Source organism: Apilactobacillus nanyangensis, from assembly GCF_016861915.1.
GTDB lineage: Bacteria > Bacillota > Bacilli > Lactobacillales > Lactobacillaceae > Apilactobacillus > Apilactobacillus nanyangensis.
On record NZ_BOLX01000010.1, the window covers coordinates 35,530 to 55,829 of the forward strand.

General features: G+C 37.0%; 20 protein-coding genes and 1 pseudogene. 4 read left to right on the forward strand and 17 right to left on the reverse strand.

Annotation, left to right across the window (positions count from 1 at the left end; translation table 11 throughout):
* Positions 1–93 precede the first annotated feature (93 nt).
* The 9 genes from sufB to JUD45_RS04475 all read right to left on the reverse strand — a co-directional run bounded on the left by sufB (position 94) and on the right by JUD45_RS04475 (position 10,013).
* Positions 94–1,503, reverse strand: a complete 1,410-nt coding sequence (gene sufB, locus JUD45_RS04435) for a Fe-S cluster assembly protein SufB (protein WP_203619755.1) — start codon at positions 1,501–1,503, stop codon at positions 94–96.
* Positions 1,487–1,909 (reverse strand): Fe-S cluster assembly sulfur transfer protein SufU, encoded by a 423-nt coding sequence (gene sufU, locus JUD45_RS04440; RefSeq protein ID WP_203619756.1) that lies wholly within the window; start codon positions 1,907–1,909, stop codon positions 1,487–1,489. The genes sufB and sufU overlap by 17 nt, the downstream gene beginning before the upstream one ends.
* Positions 1,896–3,110 (reverse strand): aminotransferase class V-fold PLP-dependent enzyme, encoded by a 1,215-nt coding sequence (locus JUD45_RS04445; RefSeq protein WP_203619757.1) that lies wholly within the window; start codon positions 3,108–3,110, stop codon positions 1,896–1,898. Before JUD45_RS04445 ends, sufU begins: the two co-directional genes overlap by 14 nt.
* Entirely contained in the window at positions 3,103–4,260 is a 1,158-nt protein-coding gene (locus JUD45_RS04450) for a SufD family Fe-S cluster assembly protein (protein WP_203619758.1), read from the reverse strand. Before JUD45_RS04450 ends, JUD45_RS04445 begins: the two co-directional genes overlap by 8 nt.
* Positions 4,260–5,033: a Fe-S cluster assembly ATPase SufC gene (gene sufC, locus JUD45_RS04455; protein WP_203619769.1), complete on the reverse strand. Its 774-nt coding sequence runs from the start codon at positions 5,031–5,033 to the stop codon at positions 4,260–4,262. Before sufC ends, JUD45_RS04450 begins: the two co-directional genes overlap by 1 nt.
* Positions 5,034–5,037: 4 nt before the next feature.
* Positions 5,038–5,610 (reverse strand): anaerobic ribonucleoside-triphosphate reductase activating protein, encoded by a 573-nt coding sequence (gene nrdG / locus JUD45_RS04460; RefSeq protein WP_041152657.1) that lies wholly within the window; start codon positions 5,608–5,610, stop codon positions 5,038–5,040.
* Complete coding sequence (gene nrdD / locus JUD45_RS04465) at positions 5,579–7,753, reverse strand: anaerobic ribonucleoside-triphosphate reductase (RefSeq protein WP_203619759.1); 2,175 nt, start codon at positions 7,751–7,753, stop codon at positions 5,579–5,581. The genes nrdG and nrdD overlap by 32 nt, the downstream gene beginning before the upstream one ends.
* Before the next feature lie 318 nt (positions 7,754–8,071).
* The gene (locus JUD45_RS04470) at positions 8,072–9,217 is read right to left on the reverse strand and encodes a YdcF family protein (protein ID WP_203619760.1); all 1,146 of its coding nucleotides are present in this window, start codon (positions 9,215–9,217) and stop codon (positions 8,072–8,074) included.
* A 100-nt stretch (positions 9,218–9,317) separates the two neighbouring features.
* A complete protein-coding gene (locus JUD45_RS04475) occupies positions 9,318–10,013 on the reverse strand; it encodes a YoaK family protein (RefSeq protein ID WP_080998063.1) in 696 nt (231 codons plus the stop codon).
* A 110-nt stretch (positions 10,014–10,123) separates the two neighbouring features.
* Here JUD45_RS04475 and JUD45_RS04480 point away from each other — a divergent pair, with 110 nt between their 5' ends.
* Complete coding sequence (locus JUD45_RS04480) at positions 10,124–11,278, forward strand: cation:proton antiporter (RefSeq protein ID WP_138727285.1); 1,155 nt, start codon at positions 10,124–10,126, stop codon at positions 11,276–11,278.
* Positions 11,279–11,800: 522 nt separating this feature from the next.
* Here the strand turns inward: JUD45_RS04480 and JUD45_RS04485 are convergent.
* Both JUD45_RS04485 and JUD45_RS04490 read right to left on the reverse strand, forming a co-directional pair.
* Positions 11,801–12,226, reverse strand: a complete 426-nt coding sequence (locus JUD45_RS04485) for a GNAT family N-acetyltransferase (protein ID WP_138727286.1) — start codon at positions 12,224–12,226, stop codon at positions 11,801–11,803.
* Positions 12,213–12,662: a MarR family winged helix-turn-helix transcriptional regulator gene (locus tag JUD45_RS04490; RefSeq protein WP_138727287.1), complete on the reverse strand. Its 450-nt coding sequence runs from the start codon at positions 12,660–12,662 to the stop codon at positions 12,213–12,215. Before JUD45_RS04490 ends, JUD45_RS04485 begins: the two co-directional genes overlap by 14 nt.
* A 298-nt stretch (positions 12,663–12,960) precedes the next feature.
* Between JUD45_RS04490 and thiW the strand changes: the two genes are divergently transcribed.
* On the forward strand, positions 12,961–13,470 hold the full coding sequence (thiW, locus tag JUD45_RS04495; RefSeq protein WP_203619761.1) for an energy coupling factor transporter S component ThiW: 510 nt from the start codon (positions 12,961–12,963) through the stop codon (positions 13,468–13,470).
* Positions 13,471–13,499: 29 nt separating this feature from the next.
* Here the strand turns inward: thiW and JUD45_RS04500 are convergent, their stop codons facing one another.
* Complete coding sequence (locus tag JUD45_RS04500; protein WP_203619762.1) at positions 13,500–14,639, reverse strand: cation:proton antiporter; 1,140 nt, start codon at positions 14,637–14,639, stop codon at positions 13,500–13,502.
* A gap of 280 nt (positions 14,640–14,919) precedes the next feature.
* On the opposite strand from JUD45_RS04500, the gene JUD45_RS04505 reads away from it, so the two are divergent.
* Positions 14,920–15,564: a CPBP family intramembrane glutamic endopeptidase gene (locus tag JUD45_RS04505; RefSeq protein WP_138727290.1), complete on the forward strand. Its 645-nt coding sequence runs from the start codon at positions 14,920–14,922 to the stop codon at positions 15,562–15,564.
* A 36-nt stretch (positions 15,565–15,600) separates the two neighbouring features.
* Here the strand turns inward: JUD45_RS04505 and JUD45_RS04510 are convergent, their stop codons facing one another.
* From JUD45_RS04510 to JUD45_RS04530, 5 genes are read right to left on the reverse strand one after another with little or no spacing between them, the layout of a single operon-like run.
* Positions 15,601–16,464 (reverse strand): transporter substrate-binding domain-containing protein, encoded by an 864-nt coding sequence (locus tag JUD45_RS04510; RefSeq protein ID WP_203619763.1) that lies wholly within the window; start codon positions 16,462–16,464, stop codon positions 15,601–15,603.
* A 17-nt stretch (positions 16,465–16,481) separates the two neighbouring features.
* Positions 16,482–17,174 (reverse strand): amino acid ABC transporter permease, encoded by a 693-nt coding sequence (locus tag JUD45_RS04515; protein ID WP_203619764.1) that lies wholly within the window; start codon positions 17,172–17,174, stop codon positions 16,482–16,484.
* Between the two features lie 14 nt (positions 17,175–17,188).
* Positions 17,189–17,854, reverse strand: coding sequence for an amino acid ABC transporter permease (locus JUD45_RS04520; RefSeq protein ID WP_203619765.1), 666 nt, complete (start codon positions 17,852–17,854; stop codon positions 17,189–17,191).
* A gap of 19 nt (positions 17,855–17,873) precedes the next feature.
* A complete protein-coding gene (locus JUD45_RS04525) occupies positions 17,874–18,620 on the reverse strand; it encodes an amino acid ABC transporter ATP-binding protein (protein WP_054605195.1) in 747 nt (248 codons plus the stop codon).
* Between the two features lie 2 nt (positions 18,621–18,622).
* Positions 18,623–19,654 (reverse strand): uroporphyrinogen decarboxylase family protein, encoded by a 1,032-nt coding sequence (locus JUD45_RS04530; RefSeq protein ID WP_190238381.1) that lies wholly within the window; start codon positions 19,652–19,654, stop codon positions 18,623–18,625.
* Between the two features lie 575 nt (positions 19,655–20,229).
* On the opposite strand from JUD45_RS04530, the pseudogene JUD45_RS07090 reads away from it, so the two are divergent.
* Positions 20,230–20,295, forward strand: a pseudogene (locus tag JUD45_RS07090) (zinc-ribbon domain-containing protein); the annotation flags it as partial.
* Positions 20,296–20,300: the final 5 nt, after the last annotated feature.

Below are 20,300 nucleotides of genomic sequence, written 5' to 3' on the forward strand. Positions count from 1 at the left end.
TATAAACTAAATCTTTAATTAGTCAAATGAAATATATAAATTTGTTTCACATGAAACAAAAACGCCCCTAGAAAAGCTCTAGGGGCGTTAGTTTTAACCAACGGAATCTTCCATTTGGTAATCAATTAATTTATTTAATTCCATCGCATATTCCATTGGAAGTTGATTTGAGAAGGGTTCAATGAATCCCATGATAATCATCTTAGTAGCCTGAGCTTCGGATAAGCCACGGCTCATTAAGTAGTATAGGTCTGTTTCTGAAATCTTTGAAACCTTGGCCTCATGTTCGATTTCGGAATCACCATTGTAAATGTCATTGTGCGGAATGGTATCACTCATCGAGTCATCATCCATGATGATTGTGTCACATTCGATATGTGATTTGGAGTAGTGAGCATCTTCAATCATACGAATTTTTCCACGGTAGTTACAAATTCCACCATCTTTACAGATTGATTTTGATACTACGTTGGATGAAGTATGAGGAGCATGGTGTCGCATGATGCATCCAGTATCTTGGTAAATATCACCGCTGGCAAATGCGATTGATAACATTGTTCCGTTAGCGTAGGGACCGTTCAAATCGATACTTGGGTACTTCATGGTAACCTTTGATCCTAGGTTTCCATCGACCCATTCCATTGTGGCATTTTCATCGGCGGAAGCACGCTTAGTTTCTAGACTGTAAACATTGTCGGACCAGTTTTGAATGGTGGTGTAACGACAAAAGGCGTTCTTCTTTACGAAGACTTCAACGTCGGCTGCATGCAAACTATCTTCTGAATAGTTAGGTGCTGTACAACCTTCGACGTAGTTAACACTGGCATCTTCATCAACGATGATTAGGGTTCTTTCGAATTGACCGGTTCGACCAGCATTGATTCTAAAGAATGCTTGAATTGGAATCTTGGCATGAACACCCTTTGGAACGTATAGAAAAACACCACCAGACCAAACTGCCGTGTTTAGTGCAGCAAATTTGTTCATTTGAGGTGTGACTAGTTTACCAAAGTATTCTTTAACTAGGTCTGGATGTTCTTTTAATGCCGTATCGGTATCGGAAAAGATAATTCCCATGTCGGCGAATTCTTTTTTGATGTTGGCATAGACGGCTTCTGATTCGTATTGAGCTTCGGCACCTGCTAGATATTTACGTTCAGCTTCTGGAACACCAATTTTTTCAAAGGTGTTTTTAATATCTTCTGGAACATCGTCCCAACTACGAGAGACTGAATCGGTTGCTCTTTGGAAATATCTGATTTTTCTTAAGTCTAAATCAGATAAATCGGGGCCAAAATCGGGCATGGGTAGTTTTTGGAAGATTTTAAAAGCGTTCAAACGAATATCTAACATCCATTTGGGTTCATGTTTTTGTGCTGAGATTTCGCGGACGATATCTTCAGTTAGGCCATCACCAGTTGAAAAGACGGGTTTGACGTCGTCTTTAAAACCGTATTGATAATCATCATTTAAGTGTTGGATTGATTTATCGATTGATACCATCTCCGTTAATTAATTGATAAATTGCTTTGAAGGGAAGCATGGCACATTTAATTCTAATTGGTAGGTGCACGACAGATTGAAAGGCGACTAAATCACCTAACAATTTTTCATCAAAATCTTCGTGTGTCATCATTTTGGACATATTTAAAACGAGTTCATTGATTTGATCTGCGGATTTATCTTGAATTGCTTCTAGCATCATCTTGGTAGCACCTTTACAAATAATGCAGCCATCGCATGCAACTTGTAAGTTGGTTACAGCAGGATTTTTTTCATCCGTTGCCATCATAATGTCATCACCACAGGTGGGATTGGTTAGATGGACATCTGAATCAAACTGATTATTGTTTGGGCACTCACTAGCTTTTTGCATGATGATGCGTTGATAAATGTTACTTAGATCCATTGAAAAATTCCTTCATTTCGTTAATACAGTCGACTAGTCGATTGCATTCTTCAACAGTGTTGTAAATGTATAGACTAGCGCGTAAAGTCGCGTTGACACCCAATTTGTGGGTTAGTGGTTCGGCACAGTGTTGGCCAGCTCTGACGTCGATATTCTTAGAGTCAAGGAAGGTTGCAGCGTCGTGTGGGTGAATGTTGTCGACGTTAAAAGAGACGATTCCAGTTTGACGCTTAGTTGGTCCGTATACTGAAACGCCGTCTAATGCGCTAAGTTGGTCGTATAGGTATTGGCCTAGTTTTTCACATTGTGCTTGCACGTTAGTCATTTTAAGTTCTTTTAGATAAGAAATCGCGGCGTCTAGACCGATGACACCTTCGATATTAGGGGTGCCAGCTTCTAGTCTGTATGGAATGTCTTTGACCTTGTAGTCGGTAGTGGAGACTGATTCAATCATTTCACCGCCGACACGGGGACTATCCATGTTTTCTAGTAAATCTTGCTTACCGTATAAAACACCGATGCCGGTAGGTGCCATCATCTTGTGTCCAGAGAAGGCTAACCAGTCAATTGGTGTTTTTTGCACATCGATTGGTAATTCGGGAGCAGCTTGCGCACCGTCGACTAAGATGTCAGCACCATGTTTATGAGCCAGTGTCGTTAGTTGATCAATGGGATTGATGTTTCCTAAGACATTGGAAACGGCAGTGACTGCCACTAGTTTGGTTTTGTCGGAAATGATTTGTTTAGCGGCATTTAAGTCGATATTGGCATCTTCATTTAGAGGAATGAATTTTAAAGTTGCGCCGTTATTTTTTGCAATCTTTTGCCAAGGAAGGAGGTTACTGTGGTGTTCTGCAATTGAAACCACAATCTCATCACCAGCTTTTATGTGCTTTGCGTAATATCCGTTAGCGATTAAGTTGATGCTATCGGTGGTACCAGCAGAAAAGACAATTTCTTTTGCGCTGATGGCATTGATAAATGAGGCGATGTTTTCTCTAGATTGTTCAAACATTTCTGTCGTTTCTCCAGCATCAGTATAGACACTTCGGTGCACGTTGAAATTATGATGAGTATAAAAATTACTGATAGCGTCAATGACGTACTTTGGCTTTTGAGTCGTTGCAGCGTTGTCAAAGTAAATCATATCTGAGTGCTCTTTGAAAATGGGAAAGTGATGACGAATGTTTAGACTATCCATGAATACGCTCCTTTAGGTTATTTAATAAGTGTGTTTGAACTGATTTATCTGGGAATTTTTCGATCAGTGGTGTCAAGAATCCGCGGGTTAATAGGAAACGGGCAGTCTTGGCGTCAATTCCTCTTGTTTTTAAATAGTATAGCTGTTCGGGGTTAACTTTACCAACACTTGCAGCGTGACCGGCAACCACATCGTGATTGTCGATTAAAAGAATTGGGTCAATCTTCCCCTTACTATCGGGACTTAAAGTCAATAGTCGACTGATTTGATCTGAATCAGAATCGCTAGCTTCCAGCTTAATTTGACCAGTAGTATCGTAGACAGTCTTGGATTTATCGGCGACGATACCACGTTGTGATATCAAGCCACTCGTATTGGGACTTTTATTGATAATTTTGGTTTGAACTACTTGGTTTTGGTTTTGATCGGATAGACTCACTAGATTAATTCTAGCGGAACTGCCCATACCATCGAGGTCAATGTTGCTGTAGTAGCGACTGTCACCATGATTAAATAGACCAACATAAGTCTTTAAGTTCGCATTTTGTGCTAGATAAGCATTTAAAACACGATGTGATTTTTCACTACCAGTCATTTCAGCGTCATAGAAGGAAACATTGGCATGATCACCAAGTAATACTTCGATCATTAGGCGGTCATTTTTAGGATGATTCTTTGAATCCTTGTAGGTAAATGAAACGTCACTTCCAGATGCGGCAATAATTAGAAGATGTTTTTCCTGCATGTTGTGATCGACTAAGTCGGAGATGTCGATTGACTCATCAACGCAGACATCCTTGGGGATGAAAACAAACCCACCACTTTGTAGATACGCAAGATGGATTGCATTTAACGCGTTATCACGCCAATAAATTGCTTTTTCCATCAAGTTTTCTTGGATTAGTTCTGGAAATTCGTTTGCAGCCGCGAACAAATCCATCATGATAATCCCTAAATCTTGTAATTTTTTAGGTGATAAGTTTTTTGTATCGATTGAATGGGAAATAAGTTCTGGAGATTCAAAGTAAAACTTACGAAGTGGGGCGGGAACTTTCATCGTATTTTTCATGTCGTTTGCGACAACTCTTTTAACAGTTAACCATTGTGGTTCGTTATGTGATTGCGCAAATTCTTGAACGGACATACTCATTATTCATCCACCAGCTTTACATCAATACCAAGTTGGTCACGTAATTGAGCATAACCATTTTGTTCTAGTTGTTCAGCTAGGTGATAGTCACCGCTAGTAACAACGCGACCGCCCATCATAACGTGGACGACGTCTGGTTTAACGTAACGAAGAATACGGTTGTAGTGGGTGATTATAAGGGATGAGAAGTGATTATCTCGCATATGATTGATTCCCTTTGAAACAACTTTTAAGGCGTCGATATCTAGACCAGAATCGATTTCATCTAGGATGGCTAGATTGGGTTGAATCATCATCATTTGAAGAATTTCGTTTCGCTTCTTTTCACCACCGGAGAAACCTTCGTTAAGGTATCTATCTGTGTATGATTCGTCGATATCCAAGAAATCCATGACATAGTCTAGGCGCTTCATGAAGTCTAAAACAGAGACTGGTTTATCAGCCAACGCATTCATTGCAGCGTGAATGAAGTCGACATTTTTAATCCCGCTGATTTCAGTAGGGTATTGCATACCAATGAATAATCCCAAACGGGCACGTTCATCGGTTGCCATGTCGTTTAATTCCTTGCCATCAAATGAGATGGTTCCTTCAGTAATTGAATACTTTGGAGAACCCATGATGGTTTGAGAAAGAGTCGACTTACCGGTTCCGTTTGGTCCCATGATGACATGGACTTCACCGTCGGGGATGGTTAAGTTTAGACCCTTGATGACTTCTTCATCTGTTTCATTGATTTTAACGTGTAGGTTTTCAATTTTTAACACAATAATCCTCCTAGTGAACTAACTTGTCCCAAAGTACGACCTTATTTTCTTCAAGGGACTTTGGCACATTGATAATTCTTTGGTTAGCACTACCGCGGAATTGAAGAGTTAAATCTTTTTGGTCTTCCATGAAACGACCATCAACTAGGATGTCGATCATTGAAAGTAGTTTTAATTTGTCATATGAATCTTTTAGTAATTCATCAAATGTGTAACCTGACCATGACCAGATATCCTTGGTGTGGCCGAATTCTTCTCTAACTCGTTTGCATAAACGAAGACATACTTGCGTATTCAAGAAGGGTTCTCCACCCAAGAGGGTAAGACCTTGAACATAATCTTTTTTCATATCTTCGATGATTTGGTCTTCTAAATCTTGTGAGTAAGGTTGTCCGTAATGGAAGTTTTGTGAGGCGACATTGTAACAGCCAGGGCATAAGAACTTGCAACCAGAAACATAGATACTGCAACGGATGCCCTCACCATCAACGAAGTTAAATGGCTTATAGTCAGCAATATATTGTTGGCTTAAGTCTTTTGCAAGCCATTCCTTAGGCTTTGGATTGTTTGGCTGTCTCTTCATGTGCGACACTTTCTACCATTCCTTTCGACATATTCTTTTGACGTGATGAAATTTCAACGTGACGACCGTGAACCATTGGACGTGCTTGAGGGTTACCCAAGTAACCACAAGTTCTCTTAACAACGTCACAGTACTTAGGATCGTGGTTACCACATTGAGGACACTTGAAGCCACGAGCGGTAGCTTCGAATTCACCCTTGAAACCACACTTGAAGCACTTATCAATTGAAGTGTTTGTACCTAGGTATCCAACATGGTCGTATGCCCAGTCCCAAACGGCTTCTAGTGCCTTAGGGTTTTGCTTTAGGTTAGGGTATTCACAGTAGTGAATGAAACCAGCTGAGGCATAGTGAGGGTAAGCTTCTTCAAATGTTAGTTTTTCAAATGGGTTAGGACGTTTTCTAACGTCGTAGTGGAAACTGTTAGTGTAGTATTCCTTATCTGTGATGTCCTTAACCTTACCGAATTTTTCGATATCGTCTTGAGCAAATGTATCAGTTAATGATTCGGCTGGAGTGGAGTATAGGCTGTAGTGGTATCCACTTTCTTTACTCCAAACACGGCATAGACGGTTTAATTCAGCAACGATGCTGACGGTGAAGTCGTGGGCTTCTTGGTTTGATTCCCAATCTGGACCGAAGAAGGCGGTACCAACTTCGTATAGTCCGATGTAACCAAGTGATACAGTGGCGCGTTCGTTTCTAAATAGTTCATCAACACTATCAGTTGATTTTAGGCGTTTACCAAATGCACCGTACTTGTATAGTAGTGGGGCGTTATCTGGTTTAGCTTCCTTGGTTCTTTCGATACGGTATGCCATGGCTTGGTGAACGATACCTAGCTTTTCTTCAAAAATGTGCCAGAACAAGTCCATGTCACCATTAGCCAATAGTGCGATACGTGGAAGGTTAACGGTAACAACACCTAGGTTCATACGACCAGCGTTAACGGCCTTACCGTTTTCGTCAGTCCACTTAGGTAGAAATGATCGACAACCCATTGGGGCCTTGAAGTCACCGGTGATTTCACAAAGCTTGTCGTACATCAAAATATCAGGGTACATACGCTTTGTAGCACATTCGATGGCTAATTCTTTAACGTCGTAGTTTTCGTCGTTAGGGTTTAAGTTTAAGCCTTTCTTCAATACATAGATAAGTTTAGGGAAGATGGCAGTACGACGTTCCTTACCAAGTCCTTTAATACGAATTCTTAGGATGTCCTTTTGGATTTCCTTTTCAATCCAGTTGGTACCTAGACCGAAACTAACAGTTGTGAAAGGTGTTTGACCTTGTGATGAGTATAGGGTGTTAATTTCGTATTCTAGTGATTGCATAGCGTCAAAGATATCCTTCTTAGTACGGTCTTTGGCGTAGTCTTCGCGCTTGTCTTCTTCGACCCATTCTGAAGCGGTCTTTAAGTGTTTTTCGTAGTTGATTTCGGCAAATGGAGCTAGCACTTCATCGGCACGGTCGAATGATAGACCACCATATTGTAGGGATGCTACGTTGGCGATGATTTGAGAAACTTGAGCGGTCGCAGTTTGGATTGAGCGAGGTGATTTAACTTCGGCGTTACCAATCTTAAAACCGTTATTCAACATTTCTGCAAAATCAACTAAGCAGCAGTTGGTTTCAGGAGTTGCTGGTGAGTAGTCTAAATCGTGCCAGTGAATATCACCTCTAAGGTGAGCTTTGGCTACTAGTGGAGGTAGCATTTGAAGACCGATGGCCTTGCTGGCAGCCCCTGCTTCTAGGTCTCTTTGGGTATTAAAGACGTTACTATCTTTGTTGGCATTTTCGTGAATAACTCTGTCGTAACGGTTGAATAGTTGGTCGATTCGAGCCTTTACATCGGTTGCTTTCTTGAATTTTTCAATGTCTTTTTGTTCATATTTTAAGTATTGCTCTTTAGCATCTAAGAAATCATTTTCTTCTAGAAATTGAATGATGAAGTCATGAATATGACTTGAGGTAATTTCTTCTTGATCCTTAGTAAATAGGTTCAAACGTTCAAAGAAACGCTTGTTATCTTCCTTACTAATACCCAGTTGATTTAGTACAAAATCAATCTTGTATTTATAGAATTTGGTCTTGTCACCAGAATTCTTTATAACGTTTAAATGGGCAAAAGTTTTATCAAACATTATATCAGTCCTATCCTTAAAATATACACTATAACTTGTGTCTAAAATAATGTTAACACGCATATATAGTGTAAAAACATTCTTGAATGTCAATTTGAATAGTGCGTACTGAATGATTATAATAATTTAATTTTCTCATAATACGTAGTGGTGAGCGATTTCGCTTTTTTTCGTCGAACATTTTTGAAATTTTGTCTAAAAATGTTCAAATTGAATACTTACATATCGTGCCCAAAGTATTGATATACTAACGTTTAATAAGTAAAATCCGAATAAAAAATACAAAAAAGAACTTTATTGAAAAAGTTCTTTTGAGAATTATCTTTGGATGTTTGGAATTAACCAGTATCCACTGGTTCTTAATGAATCCAAGATGATTTTATTTACGGCTGGGTCATTTTGTTTCAAAGTATTTAGAGCATTTGGATCATCGACTGATACTAGTTGAGAAAGACTGTATTTACCGTTTGAAACCAGTTTTGCAGTCTCAAATAGTGTGTAAGCTCTGCGCATATGCGATGAACTTGAGACAATCGTAACGTGCTTAGCATGATGATCGTTTAGTATGTGAGTCACGTTTATCACATTGCCGACGGTGTCTAGTGAACCTTGTTCGGTGATGATACGATCGCTATTAACGTCATGTTTAATCAACCAATTCTTCATAACCTTTGATTCTACTTTGGGTTCGGCTGGGAGTTCACCTCCAGAAACAATAATTTTAGCCTTTGGTTGTTTCTTGGAAAGTTCCAATCCCTTTTCTAGGCGCTGTAGTAGTGTCTTTTGTGGTTTGCCATTGCTGTCTAGGACGAATCCTAAAATGACGATGTAGTCACTTTTGCTTTCCTTATTTGTGTTACCAACATGTTGGTTTAGTTTCATATCTAATGATTTTTGGATGAATTTGGTTATCTTTTTAATTTTTGTTGTTTTGGAGTTATTCAAACGATTTAGTTTTTGAAGTGATGCCGAAAACTTTTTTGGTTGTTTGAATAATTCGTTATTCATCGCTAATTGAAGTAATGATTGGTAGTTACTCGGATCTATATTGCTGATTCTTTTCAAGACCAATTGTGCTTCCTTGGAGTTTCCGTTTAGTTGATAAATCGATGCCAGTCCCAACAGATATTGAATGTTATTAGGGCTGATTTTAAGAGCTTTTTCAAACAGCGAAATTAACTCTGTGTTGTTAGAGGAGCTGGTGACACCAACCTTTTGAGTGGAACCAAAATTAGGTTTGTGCCAGTAGTTATATTTGATAGCTTTATCGATTTGCTTTAGCTTTAATTGCTTACTCTTATCCTGTTTAAGCTGATTTAAAACGGATTTGTAAGAGAAATTATAGTTATATTGTTTAGCCTTGGTTTCACTACTTGCGTGCGACGTAAACTTTGGCGATAAAGCTGATTGACCCATGAATAGAAATGTCGATAGTAATAAAAGGTATTTGTGTTTTTTTAACATCCAACCCCTCCTCTGCTTTTGTAACTACATGTTAGCAGGGTGATGTTATTTTTAAGTAAATTAAACGTAAAAAAAGAGTAAATTTTAAATTTACTCTTTTTTATAATTGGTTTTCGTGTCGATAGATTAGGATGCATCGAATTTGGAATACAAGAATGACGATTAATTCCAATCCGACAACCCAGATGGTCTTAGTATGGAAGAAAAGTGATAAGATGCTGGCCTCAAAAGCTCCGCATAGAAAACTTAAAACCAGACCACCGTAGTAAAGTAACTTGGTTTTGAATTCGTGTTTTTTAGTCTCCAAATACAAGAATAGATTATTCATTGTTTTTTGAAGGTTTCCAGTACTAAACATGTTGGAGTATCCCAATCCAGACATTGTATTAAATGTTGAAAGTTGAAGGGCCGTTGTCAAAGACATTGAAGTCGTGATCATTAATTGTGGAACATTGTATTTCAAAAATCCCACGATTGTACAGACTGCAATTTCAATGGCCAAAATATAGACCTTCCAGTAGTTTAGTTTATGTTTATCAAGATTATGGTGAATCCAATTGGCCAATAAAATTCCGATTGAAAAGGCAATTACTGGCAAGATTCTTTCTAAAAAGTGACCATAATCGAATTGTGTCAACGCTAAAGCAGACAAAATTAAATTCCCTGTTTGGGTACTTGCAAAGATTCCACCATGTTCAATGTAAGTATAGGCATCAAGGCAACCACCAATGGAGGTTAAAAAGAATGCAGTTGATATTTTTTCACCGAAGCGGGCGGGGTGAGGTGCGTCGATAATGTTGACTCCCTTTCTCTAAAGTAATAAGTTATAACTAAGTTATTTATAAATAGTACTACCATATTGTATTAAAATAAACAGAATTGTTTTATTCAGGGGGAAGGATTTATTTGAATTATTTAATCGCATTGTTTTTAATGATTACTTTTGCGAAATTTTTTGGAATGATTGCTTCTAAAATACATATTCCAGAGGTAGTTGGACAAATTATTGGTGGTGTAATTCTTGGACCATCCGTACTGGGATTAATTCATCGACAAAACATCGTGATTGCTCTAGCTGGTTTAGGTGCTGCGTTATTGATGTTTGGTGCCGGATTAACCTGTGATATTGATCGATTGAAAAAATATTTCGGACCAGGTGTTATTGTTGCACTATTTGGCGTGGTATTACCAGTCGGATCAATTTACCTAGTATGTAGATATTTCCAACTTTCTATCATTGAAAGTGCCTTTATCGGAATTGTATTTGCTGCAACATCTGTTTCAATTTCAGTTGCCGTATTAGAAGAAATGAAAGAATTAAGATCGGCAGCCGGAATTACGATTTTAGCCGCAGCCGTAGCCGATGATATTATTTCAATTGTCTTGCTAAGTGTTTCTATTCCGATTTTAGGAGTAGGCCATGGTCACGGTAATTCAGATGCGTTATTCCTAATTGTTTTACAAATCGTATTTTTCTTATTCTTATGGCTTTGCTATAAGATTGTAACGTTATTAATCAATACTATAGATCTTGATACAGCCAAGGCAGGAGTATATTCATTCCTATTGTGCCTATTTCTGGCTGGAACCGCTGAAATGGTCAGGTTAAGTGCAGTTACCGGTGCTTTCTTTGCTGGTCTAATTGTTAGTCAGACTAAGTTCAAAAAGGTATTAATGGCTAGACTAAAAGGGCTAGGGACTTTGCTCCCAATTCCAATCTTCTTTGTAAGTATTGGTGTTGATATGCAAATTAATGGAATCTATAAGCACTGTTCAATGTTTTTAATTCTAATAGTTCTATCGGTTATAACTAAGTTCTTGGGTGCTTTTATCGGTGCCAAACTTAGTCGAATTGATTTAGCCAACTCCGTGGAAATCGGGGCAGGGATGATAAGTCGCGGAGAAGTCGGGATTGTTATCGCACAAGCTGGATTGGGCAGTCATTTTATTTCAACTAGCTATTATTCAACGTTGATTGCCGTGATTGTGGCGACAACAATTCTAGCTCCATTAATTTTAAAACCAGTTGTATTATGGAAACGCAAAAGAGAGTCAGTATAATCTGACCCTCTTTTTTTATGGAACATATGATATCAATACTAATATTAAATCGATGATCACAACGGTTATGATTGCACAACCTAATGATATTAATGGTAGGAATCTTTCATCACCAAAAAGACTCATATGACGAATCCTTTTATCAAATGAGTTGGTCATTTGTTTATATGATTTTTTAAGATCTTGTTTTAATTGTTTTGTGATAAGACGACAGTACTTACATTTGATTTGATTAAAAAATACATTACCGCAAATTGGACATTTTAAATGAATGATGATTAGTTCCTCCTTACTAAATTTTTACCCATTGTACCAATCGTTTTAATGGAAATAAATTTAGTGAAAAAGTTCAAAATGGACGCGGCGTTCATAAATACTCAATTAAATGTCGATAATGATTAATTATTGAACACGAAGTAAAAATAAATAAATTACAAATAGATGTTAAGTTAGTAAAATCACAATCAATTTTAAAAAATATTTCAAAAAAGCCCACCAAATTCGGTAGGCTTTTTTATTTGCTTAATATTCCATCTTAATGTGGTCAATTCCGGCTTCAATAAATGGTTCACTGGTAACTTTGAAACCACCTTTTTCGTAGTATCCAACGGCATGTGCTTGGGCGTCAATTTCGACTTTAGTACTAGGGAATTGTTCTTTTATTACTTTTAGGATATATTCCAAGAGTTCCTTCCCCTTACCGGTTCCGCGAACTTGTTGGGTAGTTAGGACGCGGCCAAATGTAACGTGGTCACCGTCTTGAAAGATCCTGGCGTACGCTGTGATGGTCTTACCATCGGTTTCAAAAACATGAAGGGAATTCTTGTCATTTTCATCAGGGTCGGTGTAGACAATGTGTTGTTCTTCAACGAATACTTCTGATCTGACGCGGTAAATTTCGAATAGTTCTTCTAGGGTTAGTTCTGAAAATTGTTTAGTCTTCCACATGATTAATTCCACCTTTTTCTAGTAGTTTGTTTAGGGTGTTAATTGATTGATAAAAAGTTTCTTGCTCCTCGTTGTCGAGATTATTTACGATTGATTGAATTTGTTCATCGGAATGGGTATTTAGCTGTTTAACGACTTTCTTTCCAGTAGCGGTTAAGACTAATAGCTTTGCTCGTTTGTCCTCTTTGGATGTAGTTTTTTCGACATAGTTTAGTTTGTTCAAACGCTTGATAACACGACTGACATAACTCTTGTCGAGATCTAAATTACTGGAAATTTTAATCGGGGTAGGCTTTTGCAGGTAGCTGATTTCCATTAATATTCGTGCTTCTGCCCAACTGATTTCGCTATTAAAAACGTTTTTTTGTAGGATTCCTAATCGCTGGGTGTATTCACGGTTGAAATGTCTGATTGTTTCAATTTGTTTATCGTCCATATCATCACATCCTTTGAAACAATTATATCTAAAAGGTGGCTTTTGTCCACTATTTAATTTTCATGAATCTTTTTGACTATTATATGTAAGTAAGGTATGATTTGAGAATACAAACATTAATGGGGTGCCTTAATCGGCTGAGATTATACCCAAGAACCTGATCCAGATAATGCTGGCGCTAGGGAAGATAAACGCACTTGGACTGTCCCTATCTATATAGATAGGGACTTTTTTAATTAAGATGCTGTGCAGGAAAACTCCATTAATGAAGTATACATATTTGAGGGGAGCTTTATTAATGGATTCAAAAGTTAGCATCAAGAAAGTAACGATTTTAGCAATTATGATTGCTTTAGATTTTGTGTTATCACCAATTTTTAGAATTGAAGGGATGGCACCAATGTCATCAGTACTAAACGTGACAGCAGCGGTATTGATGGGACCATGGTATGCATTAGTCATGGCCATCGTTTGCGCATGCCTTAGAATGTTATTGCTAGGAATTCCACCACTAGCATTTACTGGGGCTGTATTTGGATCATTTTTAGCAGGATTACTATATCTTATCTATCGTAAAAACTGGATGGCCGTAATTGGTGAAATTGTTGGAACTGGGGTGTTAGGTTCACTTGCCTCATATCCTGTTATGGTTTGGTACACTGGCAGCAGTAACCAACTATTCTGGTTCGTATTTACACCTAAATTCTTTGGTGGAGCGATTTCAGGATCCATTATCGCTTACATTATTTTATTGAGACTTTCAAAGACTCGTCAGTTCAAAGATATTCAAAAGCTATTTTTTAAGTAAACTAAAAAAGACACCCACGGGGTGTCTTTTTATATTTGTTTTATTTTCATCACGATTGGTTTTAGTAACAATGGTGCCAGAATTGTGGTTAAAATGATTGAAGCGATGATTGTTGAGTAGTAATTATCTGAGATTAGATTATTTTTCAAACCGATTTCAGAAATAATTAAACCAACTTCACCTCGACTAATCATTCCGACACCAATTTCGGTTGCTGATAATCGAGTGAATTTAAAGAAACGAGATCCTAAATATGCTCCCAAGAACTTCGTTATAACGGCAGCGATTGATAGCACGATGAATAGTGATGCGTTTTCTACGATTCCACTTATATTCATGTTAAGACCAACGTTGACGAAGAAAATTGGAATAAATAATAAGTTACCAAACTGATTTATTTGGCGGTCAACGTATTCTTTGTAGTTAGTCTGTCCAATCAATATACCAGCAAAAAATGCTCCAGTAATTGCGCTGATTTGAACGTGTTCTGCCAAAGCGGATAATAATAAACAAACGATTAAACCAACTATTGGTGCCAATGTATGATTGATTTTAATTTTGAATTTTTTGACTAAGATTAATAAGATCCAAACGAAAATAAAGAATCCAATTTGCATTAATATCAAAACGAAGATATTTTGACTGCCATGTGTTGAACTAACACCGGTAAATGTAATAAAGACGCTTAATAGCAAGATGGAAAGAATATCATCTGCCACAGCTGCCCCTAGGATTGTGACTCCTGATTTTGTATTTAGGGCGTTCATTGACTTTAGTACAGCAACTGAAATTGATACAGAAGTTGCGGCAAAAATAACACTGATAAATAGACTTTCAATGTTTGATAAAGCAAACAACTTACTGGTATAAAAAATACCGATAACTGGGAAAATAATGCCCATTATGGCCACGACAATGCTGGGTTTGAAATACTGTTTGAGTAGTTTTAAATCACTTTCTAAACCGGCGATAAACATTAATAAGATCACGCCTAATTCAGCCAATGACGAAATTAAATTCGTTGGTTTCACTAGATTCAAAATTGCGGGGCCGATTATGATACCGGCCACTAACTGTCCAACTACTGGAGGTAGGTTGATTCTAGAGAATATTTTTCCAGTAATTAGAGCAGTTAATAAAATAATAGGAATTGCTAAAATATAATTCACTTAATTTTCCTTTCGTTTTGTTTACTGAGATTATAAACACAAATCTAAATACTGTAAATATCGGTGAGATTAGTTCTATAAATATGAAGAAAGATGAATTATTTCAATTAAAAATATGTCTACTTTTGTTAATTTATCGGTGGATTAAGCAATATTTAGAAAATATTTTTAAATTTTCATAAATAATCCCCCGTTAATATTGAAAAGCTTTGTCTATAAACTAAGATGAAGATAAAAACAAACGAGGGGGGAGAATTCCACGTAACGTGGATAAACGGTTATGACAATTTTAAAACGAATATTAATTTTAATTGGATTATTAATCCTATCGCCATTTGTTGGATTGATTTCTTATCCGCTTAATTCATTCAGTGGGGGCGACTTTTGGGTGTTGATATTCCAAGTTATCTTCGCCATCATAGTCGTAATTGGTGTGATGATAGTCTTGTATCGACTAATCATTAGGGATAAATTTACTAGCTTGTTCAAAGATAATTATTTTTCTAAAAAGATTATTGTATATACAATTGAAATGATTTTGGTTGTGACGTTATTAATGCTAATGAGTGGGACGCCTAACGGGACGATTTATCAAAAACTAGTTCACATGACGAGCTTTACTGATGTTAGAATACAATATTTCTTCATTATCATTAGTGTGATTTTGGCACCAATTGTCGAGGAGCTATATTTTAGAGGATTAATCTTCACTTACGTAAATAAGACGACCAACTTAACCACGGCGTTAATTATTTCATCACTATTCTTTGGATTAGCTCATTCGTTATTCAATCCATTCATTTTTATCACACACGCAATTGTGGCAATTTTTATTGGATTAGCTAGAAATAAATCAAACGGGATCATCGCACCAATCATCATGCACATGATTTGGAACCTATTAATATTCTTGATGGTCCTATAAAAAAAGCATCCTGATTAAATTCAGGATGCTTATTTTTTAACCCTTGTTGTTCTTAAAGTTTTCTTCAGCGTGTGGAAGTTTAAATGTATCTTCACCCAACCATTTCTTTGAAAGCTTGTCTAGGTATCCGCTATCTTTAAGCTTCTTTAGATCCTTATTGATGGCATCGATTAGTTGTTTGTTCTTGTCGTTCTTACTTGCAACGATGTAGTCGTTCTTAACACCGATTGAAGGTGATACTGTTAAGCCCTTTGCGCCACCAGCTTTTTGAACGCCAATGAATGCTTGGTATGGGTAAAAGACGGCGTCAAATTGTTTTTCTTGAAGTTGCTTCAAAGTGTCACCTGAACTAATGTCACCAATGGCTGCTAAGTTAACTTTGTGCTTAGGGTTATCTTGGTTGTATTGTTCGATGAAGTTGTATCTTGCGTCATCACTTGAGATAGGAGCTAACTTAAGATTTCTTTCAGCGATGTCTTTGAAACTAGTAATCTTCTTTTCACCTGAACGGTATACTAAACGTAAATCAGCAATCGCTGTTGGGTTTGAGAATAGGTATTGTTCAGCACGTTTTGATGAGTACCAGAAACCAGATGATGCTAAATCGTACTTACCACTTGATAAACCAACGAATAGTGAATTTTGAGATGTGGTTGAGTACTTGAATTTGTATTGAGGCAAATCGGCATCTAACTTACGTAGTAATTCACCGTCGTAACCACCAATTTTATTACCATCGGCGTAAGTGTAAGGACGGTTGTCGGCAACACCGGCAACATTAACTACTTGAACGTGCTTCTTTGATGCTTTTTGTGAGTTTTGTGATAAGAAGTGAGCTGCACCAATTGCTACTACAGCTACAGCAATAATTCCTGAAATAATATAACCTTTTTTTGACATATAAATCTCTCCATTCTTTATGCAAATACATGTTGTTTAATTTTGTTTTCTAATAATGAAAGTAAACTCGCGAATATGAAACATACAACTAGGTAGATAACTAATGCATCTAGGTATGCTTCTAGATAGTTGAAACTAAATGAAGCTAAAATATTGGCTTGACCCATGATTTCAACGATTCCAATGTTATATACCAGTGCAGTATCCTTGATTAAATCAAGTAGGATGTTGGTAAAGTTTGGAATGAAGTTAGGAATCAATTGGGGAATGACCACTTTTTTAAATGTTGTCGACTTCGTTAGACCAACGGATATCGCAGCGTCATATTGTGATTTATCGACACCGTGATAAGCAGATCTGAATGCTTCGGATAGATTTGCCGAGGCATTTAAAGCAAACGCCACGATTCCAATAATCATGCTGGGCATGGTGAAACCTTTTGCGCCGGGATTGTTTTGATTGAGCAAGAATAATAATCTTGGCAGTCCATAATATACTATGTAGATTTGGACAATAATTGGAATTCCACGGAACAGTGATATATATACATCAAATATTTGTGCTAATACCGGTATCCGTTTTTCACGAACGATAGAAATCGGTATGGCCAAAATTAAACCAAAAATCACTCCGATAACCGATAGGAAAATAGTAACTGGTAGGACGGAAAGTAATTTTGGCATTGATTCAATCATGAAATTAACATTCATATAAGTTTCACCCCCTAACTATAGTTGTGTTTTTTAATGTATAGATTGAATAAAAATTCAAAAACTAATGTGATTACCCAATATAGCAATCCTAATACGATGAAAATCTTTAGTTGGTATACACCTTGGCTGACGTTAGCTAAGGTTGTCGCATTTCTGTACATGTCGGCAATCCCAATGACGTATACCAGTGATGAAGCCTTTAAAAAGCTTAGAAACATCGTTTGAATATTAGGAAGGGCGATGGTGAACATTTGAGGGATGATAATTACTTTTAAGACATCTCTTTTGTTCATACCAACAGCATATGCCGCGTCGAATTGACTGTCGTCAATGTCGTTGTATGCTGATCTGAATAACTCACCCATATAGCCACCAAATCCGATTGCTAGACCAAAGATGGCAAAGAAATTCTTGCTCCAGTCGTTGGCATCGATACCGACGAAGCCTAGTAAACGAGGAAATTCATAGTAGGATAATAGTAGTACTAATAATGGTGGGGTTCCTCGTGATAAACCGGTATATATTTTGGCGATAGCTTTGGATATCTTATCCTTTTGAAGTGATAGCCACATTACGAATAATCCAATGATACTGGAAATGATAAATGAAGTAACCAGAATAAATAGTGTATTGGGTAGTCCTGATAATAGATTCTTGATTATTTCTGACAGACTCATATGTTATTCACCTGCTTTCTTATTTATCTCTTGATACGGCTTCTAAGAACTTTTTGATTCGATCATTCTTAGGGTTGTCTATGATTTCTTCAGGAGTTCCTGCGGATAAAATTTCACCGTCTTCAAAGAAGATAACCTTGTTGGCAATGCGTTTAGCAAATGAGATTAAATGCGTTACCACAATCATGGTTTGACCGTTTTTCGCTAGTTGATCGATGTCGTCAACAACAGTTCCAACTAGTTCAGGGTCCAAAGCAGATGTTGGTTCATCGAATAAGATTACCGATGGTTTAAGAGCGGTTGCTCTCGCAATCCCAATTCTTTGTTGTTGACCACCGGATAATTGAGAAGGGTAGAAGTCTTTTTTATCAAGCATGTTTACTTGCTTCAATTCTTCTTCAGCAATCTTTGCGGCTTCTTTTTTATCCAGGTGTTTACCGTAAATTAAACCAGTTGTGATGTTTTCAAAAGCGGTCTTATTTTTAAATAAAGCGTAGTTTTGAAAAACCATCGCGATATGACGGCGTAGCCATAATTCATCTTGTGTGCTGACGTGACTTAGGTCTAGTTTTTTATCTTCTATTGATAGGGTTCCGCTGTCGGGATGTTCAAGTAGGTTGATGTTTTTTAAAAACGTTGTCTTACCAGAACCACTGGGCCCGATTACCGCAATCACGTCACCTTTGTTAATCTCTAGATTAACGTCTTCTAAAATTGTCTTTTTATTAAAGCTCTTTTTCAGATGATCAATCTTTAATAACGTCATTTTTAACTTCCTTTCCTTTGGTTGTAGGTGTGGGCAGCTTCTGCAGCCCATCTGATATGTTCGTCAGGAGTATCGCGTGGCACCGTGCAATCTGCACCAATGATAATGCCAGTTGTTCCTGTTTCATCTAATAATTTATCGATTTCTGCTTGGATTTCTTCTTTATTACCAGTTACTAACACATCGTTTTCAGTGTTACCTAGGCCTCCAAGAACAACCTTGTTTTTGAATAGTTTTTTACCTTCACTAAGTGAGTAACCGTCGAACTTGGTTGCCCAGTTGAATACGGGTAAGTCGTAGCCGACGAACCATTCTAGGTGATTTTGAGCTCCGGCGAATCCACAGATATGTAAAATACCAATGTCGAAGTTTTGATTGATATATTCAATCAATTCATCATCTAAACGTTTTTGAACCTTATCGAAGAATTCTTTATCAATTCGGTCGTCTTGAATTTCTTGGGTGCTGAAGAAGATGCCATCAACTCCTGCGTCGTGACCGACTTTGATTTGTTTCTTGATGTCTTCGTTAATCACTTCAAGTGCATGGATAACAACTTTCGGATTTTTTTCATACAAATCCGCAAATTTTCCATTTGCAATTTCCACGTCTACATCTGGTTGATCTGCGATTAAGATCCATTTGAATAATGTAATGGCGGAGAAGACGTTGCTGAACTTGATTTTGTCAGAATCCAGTGATTTAATTTGTTCTCTTAAAATCTTTGACTGACTGGTTAACCAAATATTGTCTTTATCGATTTCGGTGATGCTTTTTAGTGAATCAATGTCGTTTGAATTTTCAACGTTGTTTAGATTGTAGGTGAAAAATCCGTCGTTCATTAGCTTCACAAAATCAGAATCCACGCTTTCTACAAACTTTGGTTCGTTTGTAATGTCAGCGTCGACAAAGTATTGATTATCGTCTGCTTGCACATGTTCATTTGGCGTAAAATGATGCCATACAGAAAGGGGAATCGCGCTTTCCTCTTGATTGTTGAACGCCTTGATTAAATCATCATGAATGTTGCTCATACTAACCACTCCCATAAAAATATTTTGATAATAAAAAAGGGACTACCTTCAGCATTTACACTGAAGGTAGTCCCTTACATTTAATTTGAATTGTTTAAGGCCCGAATTTAGGTTTTAAGCATTCAGCAAATTAAGTGTATGAAAAAAGAGTTACCACTCAGTGCTAACTTGTTCATACACATACACATCATTGCTGAATTGTTAAACATAAAAATGGTTCCTCCTCTTTATCTTTATTATCATTGACCAAAGTATAGCACTTATTTTTAGTAACACAACTGATATTATAATTTTTCTCTAATTTTTTATTTCGAAATTCTAGTTAAATAAATTTCAATGATGACAGCTAAGTAACTGATGTGATTATGTTTTAGTAAGCAAATCATTTACGAAAAAATGAGTGAAAAATTAGAAAAAATATTTTTCTGATTTTTTGAAAAAAGAGTGCTGATAATGATGTTTTTTGGATAAACGGTCTAATTGTTTGCTTATCTTATGATATGATTTTAATGTTTGAAAAATATCGAAAGAATCTTCTATAGATTCTTAGACGAGAGGAATGCATTTATATGGCAATGAAGTTTTGCCCCAATTGTGGCGATAAACTAGAAAATATCAAAAAATTTTGTCCTAACTGTGGCGAAAG